Below are 16,699 nucleotides of genomic sequence, written 5' to 3'. Positions count from 1 at the left end.
CTTTTCTGCGATACAATGCCTTTACGTTATGTAACGGAGAGTTCGGCATGTCACACCCCGCGTTAACGCAACTGCGTGCGCTGCGCTATTTTAAAGAGATCCCTGCCCTGGAACCGCAACTGCTCGACTGGCTGTTGCTGGAGGATTCCATGACAAAACGTTTTGAACAGCAGGGAAAAACGGTAAGCGTGACGATGATCCGCGAAGGGTTTGTCGAGCAGAATGAAATCCCCGAAGAACTGCCGCTGCTGCCGAAAGAGTCTCGTTACTGGTTACGTGAAATTTTGTTATGTGCCGATGGTGAACCGTGGCTTGCCGGTCGTACCGTCGTTCCTGTGTCAACGTTAAGCGGGCCGGAGCTGGCGTTACAAAAATTGGGTAAAACGCCGTTAGGACGCTATCTGTTCACATCATCGACATTAACCCGGGACTTTATTGAGATAGGCCGTGATGCCGGACTGTGGGGGCGACGTTCCCGCCTGCGATTAAGCGGTAAACCGCTGTTGCTAACAGAACTGTTTTTACCGGCGTCACCGTTGTACTAAGAGGAAAAAAATATGGAGTGGAGTCTGACGCAGAATAAGCTGCTGGCGTTTCATCGCTTAATGCGTACGGATAAGCCAATTGGCGCGTTACTGCTGCTCTGGCCAACATTATGGGCGTTGTGGGTGGCGACACCGGGCGTTCCTCAGCTCTGGATCCTGGCGGTATTTGTCGCGGGTGTCTGGCTGATGCGCGCTGCTGGATGTGTGGTGAATGATTATGCTGACCGAAAGTTTGATGGTCATGTTAAGCGCACGGCGAACCGACCACTTCCCAGCGGCGCGGTAACAGAGAAAGAGGCGCGCGCGCTGTTTGTAGTGCTGGTACTGATTTCGTTTTTACTGGTACTGACGCTGAATACGATGACCATTCTGTTGTCGATTGCCGCTCTGGCGTTGGCGTGGGTGTACCCGTTTATGAAGCGGTATACCCATCTCCCGCAAGTGGTGCTGGGCGCGGCGTTTGGCTGGTCGATTCCAATGGCTTTTGCCGCTGTGAGTGAGTCGGTGCCATTGAGTTGCTGGTTAATGTTCCTCGCCAATATTCTCTGGGCGGTGGCTTACGACACGCAGTATGCGATGGTTGACCGCGATGATGATGTGAAGATTGGCATTAAATCCACGGCAATCCTGTTCGGCCAATACGATAAATTGATTATTGGTATTTTGCAGATTGGCGTACTGGCACTGATGGCGATCATCGGTGAGTTAAATGGCTTAGGCTGGGGATATTACTGGTCAATTGTGGTGGCTGGCGCGCTGTTTGTTTATCAACAAAAACTGATTGCCAACCGCGAGCGTGAAGCCTGCTTTAAAGCATTTATGAATAATAACTATGTTGGTCTGGTACTGTTTTTAGGACTGGCAATGAGTTACTGGCATTTCTGATGATGTAAAAAAGCCGGATGATCATCCGGCTTTCTTCTGGGTTGCCTTATGCGCGGCGCTTCTCAGGCCTACACAACACATCGCAATTTATTGAATTTGCAGATTATGGAAGGCCGGATAAGGCGTTTTCGCCGCATCCGGCAATTCTCTCTGATTACCCTTCGCCCTGCGTCGCACTCTCAATCGTCAAACGCACGTCTGATGTAATCAACTCCGCCAGCAACTGATAAACCTTCATCGTTTCTGCCGGTTCGGCGTCGCCGCTATCGCTGATATACCCTTCATCACGCAGCGTCAGCACCAGAGAACTGAACACCGCCTTGTCGAAGAACTCCGGCGCGTTGATGCCGTGCAGCACGGAGAGACGTTGCGCGACGGTGCGGCTCTCTTTCTCCAGCGTACCGCGGTTGATCGACGGGTTGGCACTCAACAACCAGAAGGTGATGGCATAACGTTGCAGCGTTTCGCGCGCGCCTGCGGCCAGCAGCTGTAGGGTGCGAGAATGCGCCGGGTTGATATGCAACTCATCATCTTGCAGGGTAATCAGCCCCTGACGTTGCATCTCATTTGCCAGCGCATCAATAACGTCCGGCAACTCGTCGCGATCCCAGCGCAGGAACAGCTCCGCTTTCAGCATTGGGTAAAGCACATTGACGTGCTCCATCAATACGTCGCGGGAGATGTGGCGATGCTGGGTGACAATTGCCGCCATCAGCGAAGGCAGCACCAACATATGCGCAATGTTGTTGCGATAGTAGGTCATCAGCACCGCTTGCTCGCGTGGCAGAATGATGATGTCGCCGATAGTGTCTTTCTCGACTTCAAACTTGTTCATTTGCAGCGCGTGATCGATAAGCTCGCTGGCGCTGGCTGAAGGAACGGTAGAGTCCGTGGAGTAAGGTACGTTGCGCATCAGATCCAGGTAGCAGTTGAGTTGCTCGGTTAACTGCTCGCGGGTGAGTGAGCGCTGACGTGATGCCAGAAGCGCAGTACAACACAGGTTCATGGCGTTTGCCGCGCCTGCGTTGTTAATGCGTACCATCAGATCGGCAGCAATATTATTGACCGTCGGCGTTAACCAGGCCGGACGCACCGCTTCGATGGGATCGATAGATTCACGCCAGTCTGGTACGTGCTGGTTAAGGTAGGTCATCAACGGCATTGGTTCACCGAAGTTGACGTAACCCTGACCGAGATTACGCAGCTTGCTTAAACCGCGCAGCATCTGCGGCAGGCTCTCTTTCTCTTTCGTCGCGCCGCGCAGTTCTTTGGCGTAAGTACCCACTTCCATGACGTGCTCATAACCGATATAGATCGGAATCAGCGTAATCGGACGCGTGCCGCCACGCAGCATCGCCTGAATGGTCATCGACAGCGTACCGGTTTTCGGATCCAGCAAACGCCCCGTGCGGGAACGACCGCCTTCCACGAAGTACTCGACGGAATAACCACGGCTGAACAGTTCGCCGAGATACTCACGGAAAACGGTGGAATAAAGTTTATTGCCTTTAAAAGTACGGCGAATAAAGAACGCCCCCAGACGGCGGAAAATCGGCCCGGCCGGCCAGAAGTTCAGGTTGATCCCGGCGGCGATATGCGGCGGCACCAGCCCCTGGTGGTACAGCACGTAAGAAAGTAGCAGGTAGTCCATGTGACTGCGGTGGCAAGGCACATACACCAGCTCATGACCGTCGTGGGCCAGCTGGCGAACGCGCTCGGCGTTATGGACGTTGATGCCCTGATAAAGTCGGTTCCAGGTGAAGCCCAGAATGCGGTCAGTCAGGCGGATCATCTCGTAAGAGAAATTCGCCGCAATCTCTTCCATCAGCGCAATCGCGTTCTGCTGCGCTTTTTCATGGGAGATTTTTTTGCTGCGCGCTTCATCTTCTACCGCTTTGGCAATGGCGCGGGAGGCGAGCAGCTTATTAAACAGATCCTGACGAGCAGGCAGACGTGGGCCCACAGCAGCCAGACGTTGACGGGCAAAGTGCATACGCGCCACGCGCGCCAGTTTCTGTGCGATAGTTTTATCCGTGCCGTGTTCATCCGCCATACGGCGCAGCGAAACTGACGGCGAGAAACGCACAAAACTGTCGCGACCGAGCCACAGTACGGCGAAAAATTTCTGTACGCCGTTAAGCATACGCAGCGGCGGGTTTACTTCGCCTTTTTCACGCCCCGGCGCGCGACCAAACATCACCGATACTGGCACCATCTGCACATCCAGATTTGGGTTGCTGCGGTGCAAATCAAGATAGTCGTGGAACAGCTTAATAGACTCTTCTTTCGGCGTGTAATAGGTGAACACACGCGGCCCGCCGTGAATGAACACATAGCGCGGCAGTAGCGTGCCGTCGATTTCCAGCGGCTCTAACGGGTCAGGCAAGTCATGAGCCAGACACTGGGCGCGCAACGTCAGCAAATCTGCTTTCGAGTTGTACGGTAAAACGTACATAATTGGACGAGAGGTATCCAGCCCCAGTTCCGGGGCAGGATCTGCCGGAATAGACTTGCTTTTTACCAGGATGCTTAATGGTAAATTCAGTAATTTGTAGTAAATTCGTGGCCAGCCGGACATAAACGATGTAAAGCCTCTGGTTAATAATGCAAATGCGCGGCAAGGATAGCAGAAAGTCATGGGAAATTCTGTGGTATCCGCTCATGTTTCGCGCGGCGTTACGCAAACCCGAATCATCGGATTTAACGGTACACTGATATTGACGCTCATAATGTAAAAAGGTTCTTTCAATGGCCAATAATACCACTGGATTCACCCGAATTATCAAAGCTGCTGGCTATTCCTGGAAAGGTTTACGCGCTGCATGGATCAACGAAGCGGCATTCCGTCAGGAAGGCGTAGCGGTATTGTTGGCGGTGGTCATCGCCTGCTGGCTGGATGTGGACGCAATTACCCGCGTGCTGCTTATCAGCTCCGTGATGCTGGTGATGATTGTGGAAATCCTCAATAGCGCCATCGAAGCAGTGGTTGACCGAATTGGCTCTGAATACCATGAGCTTTCCGGACGCGCAAAAGATATGGGATCCGCCGCGGTGCTGATTGCCATTATCGTCGCCGTGATTACCTGGTGCATCCTGTTATGGTCGCATTTTGGATAACCCTTCCAGATTTCGATAAATCTCTGGTTTATTGTGCAGTTTATGGTTCCAAAATCGCCTTTTGCTGTATATACTCACAGCATAACTGTATATACACCCAGGGGGCGGAATGAAAGCGTTAACGGCCAGGCAACAAGAGGTGTTTGATCTCATCCGTGATCACATCAGCCAGACAGGTATGCCGCCGACGCGTGCGGAAATCGCGCAGCGTTTGGGGTTCCGTTCCCCAAACGCGGCTGAAGAACATCTGAAGGCGCTGGCACGCAAAGGCGTTATTGAAATTGTTTCCGGCGCATCACGCGGGATTCGTCTGTTGCAGGAAGAGGAAGAAGGGTTGCCGCTGGTAGGTCGTGTGGCTGCCGGTGAACCGCTTCTGGCGCAACAGCATATTGAAGGTCATTATCAGGTCGATCCTTCCTTGTTCAAGCCGAATGCTGATTTCCTGCTGCGCGTCAGCGGGATGTCGATGAAAGATATCGGCATTATGGATGGTGACTTGCTGGCAGTGCATAAAACTCAGGATGTACGTAACGGTCAGGTCGTTGTCGCACGTATTGATGACGAAGTTACCGTTAAGCGCCTGAAAAAACAGGGCAATAAAGTCGAACTGTTGCCAGAAAATAGCGAGTTTAAACCAATTGTCGTTGACCTTCGTCAGCAGAGCTTCACCATTGAAGGGCTGGCGGTTGGGGTTATTCGCAACGGCGACTGGCTGTAACATATCTCTGAGACCGCGATGCCGCCAGGCGTCGCGGTTTGTTTTTCATCTCTCTTCATCAGGCTTGTCTGCATGGCATTCCTCACTTCATCTGATAAAGCACTCTGGCATCTCGCCTTACCCATGATTTTCTCCAATATCACCGTTCCGTTGCTGGGACTGGTCGATACGGCGGTAATTGGTCATCTTGATAGCCCGGTTTATTTGGGCGGCGTGGCGGTTGGTGCAACGGCGACCAGCTTTCTCTTTATGCTGTTGCTGTTTTTACGCATGAGCACCACCGGGCTGACTGCGCAGGCTTATGGTGCCAAAAATCCTCAGGCATTAGCCCGTGCGCTGGTGCAACCGTTGCTGTTGGCGTTGGGGGCTGGGGCGTTAATTGCGCTGCTGCGTACACCGATTATCGATCTGGCGCTGCATATTGTTGGCGGTAGTGAAGCGGTCCTGGAACAGGCGCGGCGCTTTCTTGAAATCCGCTGGTTAAGCGCTCCGGCGTCGCTGGCGAATCTGGTATTACTCGGTTGGTTACTCGGCGTGCAATATGCCCGTGCGCCAGTAATTTTGTTAGTGGTCGGCAATATCCTCAACATTGTGCTGGATGTCTGGCTGGTGATGGGGCTGCATATGAACGTGCAGGGCGCGGCGCTGGCGACGGTTATTGCGGAATATGCAACATTGCTGATTGGTCTGCTAATGGTGCGTAAAATCCTCAAACTACGCGGAATTTCCGGCGAAATGCTGAAAACTGCCTGGCGAGGAAACTTCCGTCGCTTGCTGGCGCTTAACCGCGATATCATGCTGCGTTCGCTGTTGTTGCAACTCTGTTTCGGCGCGATCACCGTACTTGGTGCGCGACTGGGGAGTGACATTATCGCTGTTAACGCGGTTCTGATGACGCTACTCACCTTTACCGCCTATGCGCTGGATGGTTTTGCCTACGCGGTTGAAGCACATTCCGGTCAGGCATACGGTGCGCGCGACGGTAGCCAGTTGCTGGATGTCTGGCGGGCAGCGTGCCGCCAGTCGGGGATCGTAGCGCTACTGTTTTCGGTGGTTTATTTGCTGGCAGGGGAACACATCATTGCGTTACTGACGTCGTTAACCCAGATTCAGGAGCTGGCCGACCGCTATCTTATCTGGCAGGTGATTTTGCCGTTGGTTGGCGTCTGGTGTTATCTGCTGGACGGCATGTTTATAGGCGCAACGCGTGCCGCCGAAATGCGTAACAGTATGGCGGTGGCCGCCGCAGGTTTTGCGCTGACGCTCCTTACGCTGCCGTGGCTGGGTAATCATGGTTTGTGGCTGGCATTAACCGTCTTTCTGGCGTTGCGCGGGCTTTCTCTGGCGGCTATCTGGCGGCGTCACTGGCGCAACGGTACCTGGTTTGCCGCAACGTGACGGTTAAAAATTCTGAATAAATTATCCTAAGCCAAATTGCTGACTACACTTAATCTCACGTTCAGAAGAAAAGTGAACGTACTCTCATTCACAACCTAACGATGAGGTCTTGATTATGAATAAAGATGAAGCCGGCGGTAACTGGAAACAGTTTAAAGGTAAAGTGAAAGAGCAATGGGGCAAACTGACCGATGATGATATGACGATCATTGAAGGTAAACGTGATCAACTGGTCGGTAAAATCCAGGAACGTTATGGTTATCAGAAAGATCAGGCAGAAAAAGAGGTCGTGGATTGGGAAACCCGCAATGAATATCGCTGGTAATTAATCCCTCCTGCCCGACGTGTACAAGGATGTACGCCCTCTTAACGCGGTTTCTTTTTCACCTGCACAGAGTGATCATGCTGGCACTGTTCAGGATGACGACACGCTTCCACTTCCACACATGCCGCACAGAGCCCATGTGCTTCAATCACATTATGCCGCAGGGCAAACCCCATTTTTGCCGCCAGCGTATGCATAATGTCTTCCACGCCTTCTGCACACTCTTCTTTCACCGCGCCGCAGCGATCGCAAATAAACATGGCTGAAGTATGAGTGGGCTGGTCGAACAGATGACAGAGCACATAACTGTTGGTGGATTCCACCTTATGCACAAAACCTTGCTCAAGCAGAAAATCCAGCGCGCGATAAACCGTTGGCGGCTTGGCTTGCGGTTCAGCTTCGCGCAGTAAATCAAGCAGATCATAAGCGCTGATAGCGCCATCCTGCAGACTCATCAGGCGCAACACTTCCAGGCGCTGTGGGGTCAGGCGCACATTACGCTGCGCGCAGATTTTTTCAGCCTGCGCTAATAACTCCTGCGTTGTGGTCTTTTCCATCGGGCACCTCAAAGTGGGGGTTAAGAATGTCCTTACTTTACCATGTTCCAGGAAAAACACCGAGAACCCTTAATGTTGCCGTAATGTTGATTTTTTGATTTGTAGGTAAGGTGTTGTGTTGCCTTGTCGTACCATTATCTACACGATAATAATTAATAATTCATTTTTAAATAAATTGCTTCAAGTTAACTCGCTATTTATTTAACTGGGTTTAAACGCATACCTGTAGTTCAGAAATTATGAGCGATTTTTGATAGTGACCAGATGGCAAAAGAATTATAAGGAGGACACGGTACGACAAAAAAGGTAGATGAATCATGTTGAAGATAATACCCGGTGCAACTGGATACTTTAATAAAACACTCAATTCAAATCAATTCGAAAATAAAGATGCAACCAAAGATAAATTGGATGATGTAGATGCAACCGAAGATAAATTAGATAAGAGAGGTTCAATCAAAGGTAAATTAAATAATATATATGGTAAATCTATTGATTATGCAGCGCTGCGTCATCGGGATATAATTATTGCAAAAATAGATTTGTTTATTCAACGAATCACGCATAATTTATGGCATGCACGTAAAAAAAATGTGTTTTTAATTGAGCAAATAAATGATCTCAAAATGTGGGTCAATAAGTATATTGACGATTGCACTGATGAGGATTTAAACGATCGTGACTTTATTGCATCAGTTGTTGACCGGGCTATTTTTCATTTCGCGATTAATAGTATATGTAATCCTGGGGCTAATAAAGATGCGACTCCCATTGAACGATGTACTTTTGATGTAGAAACTAAGAATGACCTTCCCTCCACGGTTCAGCTATTTTATGAGGAATCTAAGGATAATGAACCTTTAGCGAATATACATTTTCAAGTAATAGGTTCTGGTTTTTTAACGTTTGTTAATGCCTGCCAGGAACATGATGACAACAGCTTAAAATTATTTGCTTCGCTGTTAATTTCACTTTCATATTCTAGTGCCTACACAGATTTAGCCGGAGCAGAAAAAGTGAATATTAATGAATATAATGAGAACTATCTGACAGCTCAGTTTGAAGAATTATCTCAACGTGATATGAAGAAGTACCTGGGAGAGATGAAGCATCTGGCGGACCGGGGGGGGATGAAATTTGATGACTATCTGGATAAAATGTCACTTCTGGTGAATGAAGGAAAGCTCGAACCTGATATTTTAAGCAAAATGCGAGATGCTGCACCGAAATTAATTGACTTTGCTAAGTCGTTTGACCCAAACTCAAAGGAAAAGATTAAAATACTTACAGATACTTCTAATTTAATTTATGATTTATTCGGGGTTAAATCGGCGAAATAATATGTGAAGTTCTTCGATGGTATGGAAGGCATTACATAAAAGAACCTAATACTTATTGGGTTCTTTTTTCTTCTATCAGTGCCATTAGCAGGAAGAGATATCACCGGAGTTTAATGTGTGATTTTTTATTTATCGTCGAACCTGGATTGTTTATCATTGTCCTTAACAAGGCTAACGGCTAATAAGATTATTTCCATCACTTCGTGAGAGCTTCATGCCTTGATTTGATCTCAATTTTCTTTTGCAATGAGACAGGCGCTTCCTGTTGTTATGGTATAGTACCCCGCTATTGAGCCTCCTGAACAGTGATGCTGAATAACATAACCCAATGATATATCGATAAAATAATCTCTACATTTGAAAATGCACGGTAATTCTGAAATGCAAAAAATCAACCAAACCAGCGCAATGCCTGAAAAAACTGACGTTCACTGGAGTGGTCGGTTTAGCGTTGCACCAATGCTCGACTGGACGGACAGACATTGCCGCTATTTCTTGCGTCTGCTTTCCCGCAATACGTTGCTGTATACCGAAATGGTGACCACAGGGGCGATTATTCACGGTAAAGGTGATTACCTGGCGTACAGTGAAGAAGAACATCCGGTAGCGTTGCAACTCGGCGGTAGCGATCCGGCGGCGCTGGCACAGTGTGCGAAGCTGGCAGAAGCGCGTGGATATGATGAGATCAACCTGAATGTCGGCTGCCCGTCTGACCGGGTGCAGAACGGCATGTTTGGTGCGTGTCTGATGGGTAATGCGCAGCTGGTTGCCGACTGCGTGAAAGCGATGCGCGATGTGGTGTCGATTCCAGTGACGGTGAAAACGCGTATTGGCATCGATGACCAGGACAGCTATGAATTTCTCTGCGATTTCATCAACACCGTTTCCGGCAAAGGCGAGTGTGAGATGTTTATCATCCACGCACGTAAAGCCTGGCTTTCGGGGTTAAGCCCGAAAGAAAACCGTGAAATCCCGCCGCTCGATTATCCGCGTGTGTATCAACTGAAGCGTGACTTTCCGCATCTGACAATGTCGATTAACGGTGGTATCAAGTCGCTGGAAGAGGCCAAAGCACACCTGCAACATATGGATGGCGTGATGGTCGGGCGCGAGGCGTATCAGAATCCGGGTATTCTGGCGGCGGTAGACCGGGAGATCTTTGGTTCCTCGGATACCGATGCCGATCCGGTGGCGGTAGTGCGCGCCATGTATCCGTACATTGAGCGTGAACTCAGCCAGGGGACGTATCTCGGCCATATTACCCGGCATATGTTGGGCTTGTTCCAGGGTATTCCTGGCGCGCGGCAGTGGCGGCGTTATTTAAGTGAAAATGCCCATAAAGCGGGTGCAGACATTAATGTGCTGGAACACGCGCTCAAACTGGTGGCGGATAAACGTTAACTTTTCACCAAAAAGTAGTCAAATTCACCACGCCCTGCGCACCGTCGCGGGGCGTTTTGCTGTTAAATCAATAGATTATTTTTGGCATGATTCTTGTAATGCCAGCAAGAGATTTCATATTTGGGAGTGCATCATGCTGGAACTACTTTTTGTGATTGGCTTTTTTGTCATGCTGATGGTCACCGGCGTTTCGTTGCTGGGCATTATCGCCGCGCTGGTTGTGGCGACGGCCATTATGTTCCTCGGCGGTATGCTGGCATTGATGATTAAGTTGCTGCCGTGGTTACTACTGGCGATTGCGGTGGTGTGGGTTATTAAGGCGATTAAAGCACCAAAAATGCCGAAATATCAGCGTTATGACCGCTGGCGTTACTAAGGGATTGTGCGGATGATCACAACCTAAGGTTTTATCCTTAGAACAAAATAGGAATTGATAATCAAATCTGTCACTATTGCGCCTCTAACAGATTCATCGTGCTGTACCCTACATACAGCCGAACTATAAAAAGAAAGGGCTTCCCAGGTGGAAGCCCTATTTCTTTTATGGAATCAACAGGCTGGAACCTTGCGTCGCCCGGCTTTCCAGAATCTCATGCGCACGCTGCGCATCCTTCAGCGGATATTTCTGCTGCTCGGCGACATCGACCTTAATCACACCGCTGGCAATCAAAGAGAACAGTTCATTACTGGCCTCGGTTAATTCCTCCCGCGTGGTGATATAGCCTTGCAGGGAAGGGCGTGTCACATACAACGAGCCTTTTTGATTGAGAATGCCTAAGTTCACACCGGTAACCGCACCTGATGAGTTGCCAAAACTGACCATTAAGCCGCGGCGTTGCAGGCAATCCAGCGACCGTTCCCAGGTGTCTCTGCCCACGGAATCGTACACCACGCGCACTTTCTTACCGCCGGTGATCTCTTTTAACCGCTCGACCAGATCCTCTTCACGATAGTTAATAACCTGCCACGCGCCCGCTTTTAGCGCGCTCTGCGCTTTTTGCGCGGTTCCTACGGTGCCGATAAGTTTCGCGCCCAGGGCTTTTGCCCACTGGCAGGCAATCAAGCCAACGCCGCCAGCCGCTGCGTGGAACAGGAACTGTTCATCGGGTTTAATTTCATAGGTTTTGCGCAGCAGATAATAAACCGTTAAGCCTTTCAGGAAGGATGCCGCAGCTTGCTCAAAAGAAATTGCCGCAGGCAGAATCGCCGCTTTATCCGCATTAATGTTATGCACAGAGCTGTAAGCGCCTAACGCCGACTGCGCATAGACTACACGATCGCCTGCCTTAATATGCTTTACACCACTGCCGACTTTACTCACGATGCCTGCCGCTTCGGTACCTAATCCGCTGGGTAGTGATGGCGGCGGGTAAAGGCCGCTGCGGATATATGTGTCGATAAAATTGATGCCGATGGCTTTATTTTCGACCTGGATTTCATTCTCTGCCGGATCGGCAGGAGTGAACTCTACGGCTTGAAGTACTTCCGGGCCACCGTGCTTGTGAAATTCAATTCGTGTTGCCATGTGTCCTCCAGAACGTATCGTCAGGGTCTGCTTCATATGGTAAAGTTTCGACCCATTCTTTATCTCGGTAACTCCATTCACTATGGCAGGAAATAAACCCTTCAACAAACAGCAGGCTGAACCCCGCGAACGCGATCCACAAGTTGCCGGGCTGAAAGTGCCTCCGCACTCGATCGAAGCGGAGCAGTCGGTGTTGGGCGGTTTAATGCTGGATAACGAACGCTGGGACGATGTAGCCGAGCGTGTGGTGGCAGACGATTTTTACACCCGCCCACACCGCCATATCTTTACTGAAATGGCGCGTTTGCAGGAAAGCGGTAGTCCTATCGATCTGATTACCCTTGCGGAATCGCTGGAACGCCAGGGGCAACTCGATAGCGTCGGTGGTTTTGCTTATCTGGCAGAGCTGTCAAAAAATACGCCAAGTGCGGCGAACATCAGTGCCTATGCGGACATCGTGCGTGAACGTGCCGTTGTCCGTGAGATGATTTCGGTTGCGAATGAGATTGCTGAAGCCGGTTTTGATCCGCAGGGGCGCACCAGCGAAGATCTGCTGGACCTTGCTGAATCCCGCGTCTTTAAAATTGCTGAAAGTCGTGCAAACAAAGACGAAGGGCCGAAGAACATCGCCGATGTGCTCGACGCAACCGTGGCGCGTATTGAGCAGTTGTTTCAGCAGCCACACGATGGCGTTACCGGAGTAAACACCGGTTATGACGATCTCAACAAAAAAACCGCTGGCTTGCAGCCGTCGGATTTGATCATCGTCGCCGCGCGTCCGTCGATGGGTAAAACAACATTTGCGATGAACCTCGTCGAAAACGCGGCGATGTTGCAGGATAAACCAGTACTTATCTTCTCGCTGGAGATGCCTTCAGAACAGATTATGATGCGTTCTCTGGCGTCGCTGTCGCGCGTTGACCAGACTAAAATCCGTACCGGGCAGCTCGATGATGAAGACTGGGCGCGCATTTCCGGCACCATGGGTATTTTGCTCGAAAAACGCAATATCTATATCGATGACTCCTCCGGCCTGACGCCAACGGAAGTGCGTTCCCGCGCACGCCGTATTGCCCGTGAACACGGCGGCATCGGGCTTATCATGATCGACTACCTGCAACTGATGCGCGTACCGGCGCTTTCCGATAACCGTACGCTGGAAATTGCAGAAATCTCTCGCTCGCTGAAAGCACTGGCGAAAGAACTGAACGTGCCGGTGGTGGCGCTGTCCCAGTTGAACCGTTCTCTGGAACAACGTGCCGACAAACGCCCGGTCAACTCCGACCTGCGTGAATCTGGCTCTATCGAGCAGGATGCGGACTTGATCATGTTTATCTATCGTGATGAGGTGTATCACGAAAACAGTGATTTAAAAGGCATCGCGGAAATTATTATCGGTAAACAACGTAACGGCCCAATCGGGACGGTACGCCTGACCTTTAACGGTCAATGGTCGCGCTTCGACAACTATGCGGGGCCGCAGTACGACGACGAATAATAATTATTTTATGAATTAGGTAATTAAAGCAAACACTTATCAAGGAACACAAATGCAAGCGGCAACTGTTGTGATTAACCGCCGCGCTCTGCGACACAACCTGCAACGTCTTCGTGAACTGGCCCCTGCCAGTAAAATGGTTGCGGTGGTGAAAGCGAACGCTTATGGTCACGGTCTTCTTGAGACCGCGCGAACGCTCCCCGATGCTGACGCCTTTGGCGTAGCCCGTCTCGAAGAAGCTCTGCGACTGCGTGCGGGGGGAATCACCAAACCTGTACTGTTACTCGAAGGCTTTTTTGATGCCAGAGATCTGCCGACGATTTCTGCGCAACATTTTCATACCGCCGTGCATAACGAAGAACAGCTGGCTGCGCTGGAAGAGGCTAGCCTGGACGAGCCGGTTACCGTCTGGATGAAACTCGATACCGGTATGCACCGTCTGGGCGTAAGGCCGGAACAGGCTGAGGCGTTTTATCATCGCCTGACCCAGTGCAAAAACGTTCGTCAGCCGGTGAATATCGTCAGCCATTTTGCGCGCGCGGATGAACCAAAATGTGGCGCAACCGAGAAACAACTCGCTATCTTTAATACCTTTTGCGAAGGCAAACCTGGTCAACGTTCCATTGCCGCATCGGGTGGCATTCTGCTGTGGCCACAGTCGCATTTTGACTGGGTGCGCCCGGGCATCATTCTTTATGGCGTCTCGCCGCTGGAAGATCGCTCCACCGGTGCCGATTTTGGCTGTCAGCCAGTGATGTCACTAACCTCCAGCCTGATTGCCGTGCGTGAGCATAAAGCCGGAGAACCTGTTGGTTATGGTGGAACCTGGGTAAGCGAACGTGATACCCGTCTTGGCGTAGTCGCGATGGGCTATGGCGATGGTTATCCGCGCGCCGCGCCGTCCGGTACGCCAGTGCTGGTGAACGGTCGCGAAGTACCGATTGTCGGGCGCGTGGCGATGGATATGATCTGCGTAGACTTAGGTCCACAGGCGCAGGACAAAGCCGGGGATCCGGTCATTTTATGGGGCGAAGGTTTGCCCGTAGAACGTATCGCTGAAATGACGAAAGTAAGCGCTTACGAACTTATTACGCGCCTGACTTCAAGGGTCGCGATGAAATACGTGGATTAATCGTTCTGTAATATTTGATTGTCTGTGCCGGATGCGGCGTGAATGCCTTATCCGGCCAATAAAATCCTAAAAATTCAATAAGTTGATGTTCTTTCATGCTCTTATAAAGGTCGTGCCTCTGGCGGATGTACGTTTGTCATGAGTCTCACTCTGTTGCTAATTGCCGTTCGCTCCTGAACATCCACTCGATCTTCGCCTTCTTCCGGTTTATTGTGTTTTAACCACCTGCCCGTAAACCTGGAGAACCATCGCGTGTTTCAAAAAGTTGACGCCTACGCTGGCGACCCGATTCTTACGCTTATGGAGCGTTTTAAAGAAGACCCTCGCAGCGACAAAGTGAATTTAAGTATCGGTCTGTACTACAACGAAGACGGAATTATTCCACAACTGAAAGCCGTGGCGGAGGCGGAAGCGCGCCTGAATGCGCAGCCTCATGGCGCTTCGCTTTATTTACCGATGGAAGGGCTTAACAGCTATCGCCATGCCATTGCGCCGCTGCTGTTTGGTGCGGACCATCCGGTACTGAAACAACAGCGCGTAGCAACCATTCAAACCCTTGGCGGCTCCGGGGCATTGAAAGTGGGCGCGGATTTCCTGAAACGCTACTTCCCGGAATCAGGCGTCTGGGTCAGCGATCCTACCTGGGAAAACCACGTAGCAATATTCGCCGGGGCTGGATTCGAAGTGAGTACTTACCCCTGGTATGACGAAGCGACTAACGGCGTGCGCTTTAATGACCTGTTGGCGACGCTGAAAACATTACCTGCCCGCAGTATTGTGTTGCTGCATCCATGTTGCCACAACCCAACGGGTGCCGATCTCACTAATGACCAGTGGGATGCGGTGATTGAAATTCTCAAAGCCCGCGAGCTTATTCCATTCCTCGATATTGCCTATCAAGGATTTGGTGCCGGTATGGAAGAGGATGCCTACGCTATTCGCGCCATTGCCAGCGCTGGATTACCCGCTCTGGTGAGCAATTCGTTCTCGAAAATTTTCTCCCTTTACGGCGAGCGCGTCGGCGGACTTTCTGTTCTGTGTGAAGATGCCGAAGCCGCTGGCCGCGTACTGGGGCAATTGAAAGCAACAGTTCGCCGCAACTACTCCAGCCCGCCGAATTTTGGTGCGCAGGTGGTGGCTGCAGTGCTGAATGACGAGGCATTGAAAGCCAGCTGGCTGGCGGAAGTAGAAGAGATGCGTACTCGCATTCTGGCAACGCGTCAGGAACTGGTGAAGGTATTAAGCACAGAGATGCCAGAACGCAATTTCGATTATCTGCTTAATCAGCGCGGCATGTTCAGTTATACCGGTTTAAGTACCGCTCAGGTTGACCGACTACGTGAAGAATTTGGTGTCTATCTCATCGCCAGCGGTCGCATGTGTGTCGCCGGGTTAAATACGGCAAATGTACAACGTGTGGCAAAGGCGTTTGCTGCGGTGATGTAATGCAGGAAAGCAGGCTGGAGCTACCCAGCCTGCAGTGAAATTAAACTGTCGTCGCTTTCACTCTTTCTTTATAGATGATTTTTTTGATGCCATCGTTCTACGTGAGAGATAATAAACGTTATTAGTTCTTTTATTGTTAAGCTTATCCTAATTATCTGGAATTCCTTATCCTGTTTTTTTGGGTGGAGTAATAATTTCTGCACATCTAACTATTATTAAATTTAATAATAAGTATCGGGTTTGTTACGATAGAATTTTTCTATATCCTCAAGAATATGCTTTGCCTTATTGCCTGTGACTTTCTGAGATTCAATTATAGTATCGTTAAATTCTAAAGTTAAAGAGAGCTCTTTTTTTCCGCTTTGTGTAAGTTTAACCTTATATTGATTACCAATATCAAATAAAAAGGTCCTGTAATGAGAATAATCACCTTTAACCTCCTCGGCAAAACAGCAAAGCGTGCAAATATACATAAAGTCTTTCTTACTCCTGATTTTGTTAACTAAATCAATAAATGCGTGAAAAACTTTACTTGCAATAGAACTTGATACTTCTTCTCCAGGTCTACAAAAATCTTTTGCAATTTTTAACTGTGTTTCTATGTATAAAAAGAAATCTTTAGCATAAGAAAAATCTTTGGCATAAGAGATATCTTTATTATTTAGTGCATCTAGCTCAACAGGTAAAGATGTCGTTTTGCTGCTATTCACATATGATATATTCATATCATCATCTCCATCGGGAGTAATAAAATTAGTCACCATTGTAGGATAGGGTTCTGGTCAATCAGGAATCATCTTTATAAACTTCGA

General features: G+C 49.8%; 16 protein-coding genes and 1 pseudogene. 12 read left to right on the top strand and 5 right to left on the bottom strand.

What is annotated here, in order from left to right:
- The first annotated feature begins 47 nt into the window (after positions 1-47).
- Together ubiC and ubiA are read left to right on the top strand one after the other, a co-directional pair.
- Entirely contained in the window at positions 48-545 is a 498-nt protein-coding gene (gene ubiC, locus FTE26_RS16590) for a chorismate lyase (protein WP_001297295.1), read from the top strand.
- Between the two features lie 12 nt (positions 546-557).
- The gene (gene ubiA, locus FTE26_RS16585) at positions 558-1,430 is read left to right on the top strand and encodes a 4-hydroxybenzoate octaprenyltransferase (protein WP_000455228.1); all 873 of its coding nucleotides are present in this window, start codon (positions 558-560) and stop codon (positions 1,428-1,430) included.
- A gap of 154 nt (positions 1,431-1,584) precedes the next feature.
- On the opposite strand, the gene plsB is transcribed toward ubiA, so the two are convergent.
- Entirely contained in the window at positions 1,585-4,008 is a 2,424-nt protein-coding gene (gene plsB, locus FTE26_RS16580; protein WP_000017354.1) for a glycerol-3-phosphate 1-O-acyltransferase PlsB, read from the bottom strand.
- Between the two features lie 170 nt (positions 4,009-4,178).
- Here plsB and dgkA point away from each other — a divergent pair, with 170 nt between their 5' ends.
- From dgkA to FTE26_RS16560, 4 genes are all read left to right on the top strand, one after another.
- On the top strand, positions 4,179-4,547 hold the full coding sequence (dgkA, locus tag FTE26_RS16575; RefSeq protein ID WP_000002907.1) for a diacylglycerol kinase: 369 nt from the start codon (positions 4,179-4,181) through the stop codon (positions 4,545-4,547).
- A gap of 109 nt (positions 4,548-4,656) precedes the next feature.
- Positions 4,657-5,265: a transcriptional repressor LexA gene (gene lexA / locus FTE26_RS16570; RefSeq protein ID WP_000646078.1), complete on the top strand. Its 609-nt coding sequence runs from the start codon at positions 4,657-4,659 to the stop codon at positions 5,263-5,265.
- 72 nt (positions 5,266-5,337) lie between these two features.
- Positions 5,338-6,663: an MATE family efflux transporter DinF gene (dinF, locus tag FTE26_RS16565; RefSeq protein WP_001295692.1), complete on the top strand. Its 1,326-nt coding sequence runs from the start codon at positions 5,338-5,340 to the stop codon at positions 6,661-6,663.
- A 115-nt stretch (positions 6,664-6,778) separates the two neighbouring features.
- Positions 6,779-6,988 carry a CsbD family protein gene (locus tag FTE26_RS16560; RefSeq protein ID WP_001030593.1) on the top strand — a complete coding sequence of 70 codons (210 nt, stop codon included), beginning with the start codon at positions 6,779-6,781 and terminating at the stop codon, positions 6,986-6,988.
- A 41-nt stretch (positions 6,989-7,029) separates the two neighbouring features.
- Here FTE26_RS16560 and zur read toward each other — a convergent pair whose 3' ends face one another.
- Complete coding sequence (gene zur / locus FTE26_RS16555) at positions 7,030-7,545, bottom strand: zinc uptake transcriptional repressor Zur (RefSeq protein WP_001295691.1); 516 nt, start codon at positions 7,543-7,545, stop codon at positions 7,030-7,032.
- A gap of 317 nt (positions 7,546-7,862) precedes the next feature.
- On the opposite strand from zur, the gene FTE26_RS16545 reads away from it, so the two are divergent.
- The 3 genes from FTE26_RS16545 (at position 7,863) to pspG (ending at position 10,662) form a co-directional block, all read left to right on the top strand.
- On the top strand, positions 7,863-8,885 hold the full coding sequence (locus tag FTE26_RS16545; RefSeq protein ID WP_000912602.1) for a DUF2713 family protein: 1,023 nt from the start codon (positions 7,863-7,865) through the stop codon (positions 8,883-8,885).
- A gap of 363 nt (positions 8,886-9,248) precedes the next feature.
- Positions 9,249-10,286, top strand: coding sequence for a tRNA dihydrouridine(20/20a) synthase DusA (dusA, locus tag FTE26_RS16540; protein WP_001298868.1), 1,038 nt, complete (start codon positions 9,249-9,251; stop codon positions 10,284-10,286).
- A gap of 133 nt (positions 10,287-10,419) precedes the next feature.
- Positions 10,420-10,662, top strand: a complete 243-nt coding sequence (pspG, locus tag FTE26_RS16535; RefSeq protein WP_000891402.1) for an envelope stress response protein PspG — start codon at positions 10,420-10,422, stop codon at positions 10,660-10,662.
- 165 nt (positions 10,663-10,827) lie between these two features.
- Here the strand turns inward: pspG and FTE26_RS16530 are convergent, their stop codons facing one another.
- Positions 10,828-11,811, bottom strand: coding sequence for a quinone oxidoreductase (locus tag FTE26_RS16530; protein ID WP_000235516.1), 984 nt, complete (start codon positions 11,809-11,811; stop codon positions 10,828-10,830).
- 82 nt (positions 11,812-11,893) lie between these two features.
- On the opposite strand from FTE26_RS16530, the gene dnaB reads away from it, so the two are divergent.
- The 3 genes from dnaB (at position 11,894) to tyrB (ending at position 15,887) form a co-directional block, all read left to right on the top strand.
- On the top strand, positions 11,894-13,309 hold the full coding sequence (dnaB, locus tag FTE26_RS16525; protein WP_000918363.1) for a replicative DNA helicase: 1,416 nt from the start codon (positions 11,894-11,896) through the stop codon (positions 13,307-13,309).
- A 52-nt stretch (positions 13,310-13,361) separates the two neighbouring features.
- The gene (gene alr, locus FTE26_RS16520; RefSeq protein WP_001147328.1) at positions 13,362-14,441 is read left to right on the top strand and encodes an alanine racemase; all 1,080 of its coding nucleotides are present in this window, start codon (positions 13,362-13,364) and stop codon (positions 14,439-14,441) included.
- Between the two features lie 252 nt (positions 14,442-14,693).
- The gene (tyrB, locus tag FTE26_RS16515; RefSeq protein ID WP_000486965.1) at positions 14,694-15,887 is read left to right on the top strand and encodes an aromatic amino acid transaminase; all 1,194 of its coding nucleotides are present in this window, start codon (positions 14,694-14,696) and stop codon (positions 15,885-15,887) included.
- Between the two features lie 221 nt (positions 15,888-16,108).
- Here the strand turns inward: tyrB and FTE26_RS16510 are convergent, their stop codons facing one another.
- Together FTE26_RS16510 and FTE26_RS16505 are read right to left on the bottom strand one after the other, a co-directional pair.
- Positions 16,109-16,360 carry a hypothetical protein gene (locus tag FTE26_RS16510; RefSeq protein ID WP_000275035.1) on the bottom strand — a complete coding sequence of 84 codons (252 nt, stop codon included), beginning with the start codon at positions 16,358-16,360 and terminating at the stop codon, positions 16,109-16,111.
- 29 nt (positions 16,361-16,389) lie between these two features.
- Positions 16,390-16,612: pseudogene (locus FTE26_RS16505) on the bottom strand (hypothetical protein).
- Between the last annotated feature and the right edge of the window lie 87 nt (positions 16,613-16,699).

It is taken from the genome of Escherichia sp. S10b, from assembly GCF_028421345.1.
Lineage (GTDB): Bacteria > Pseudomonadota > Gammaproteobacteria > Enterobacterales > Enterobacteriaceae > ECMA0423.
The sequence above is the reverse complement of the archived record's forward strand: the minus strand, read 5'-3'. Positions and strand labels throughout refer to the sequence as shown.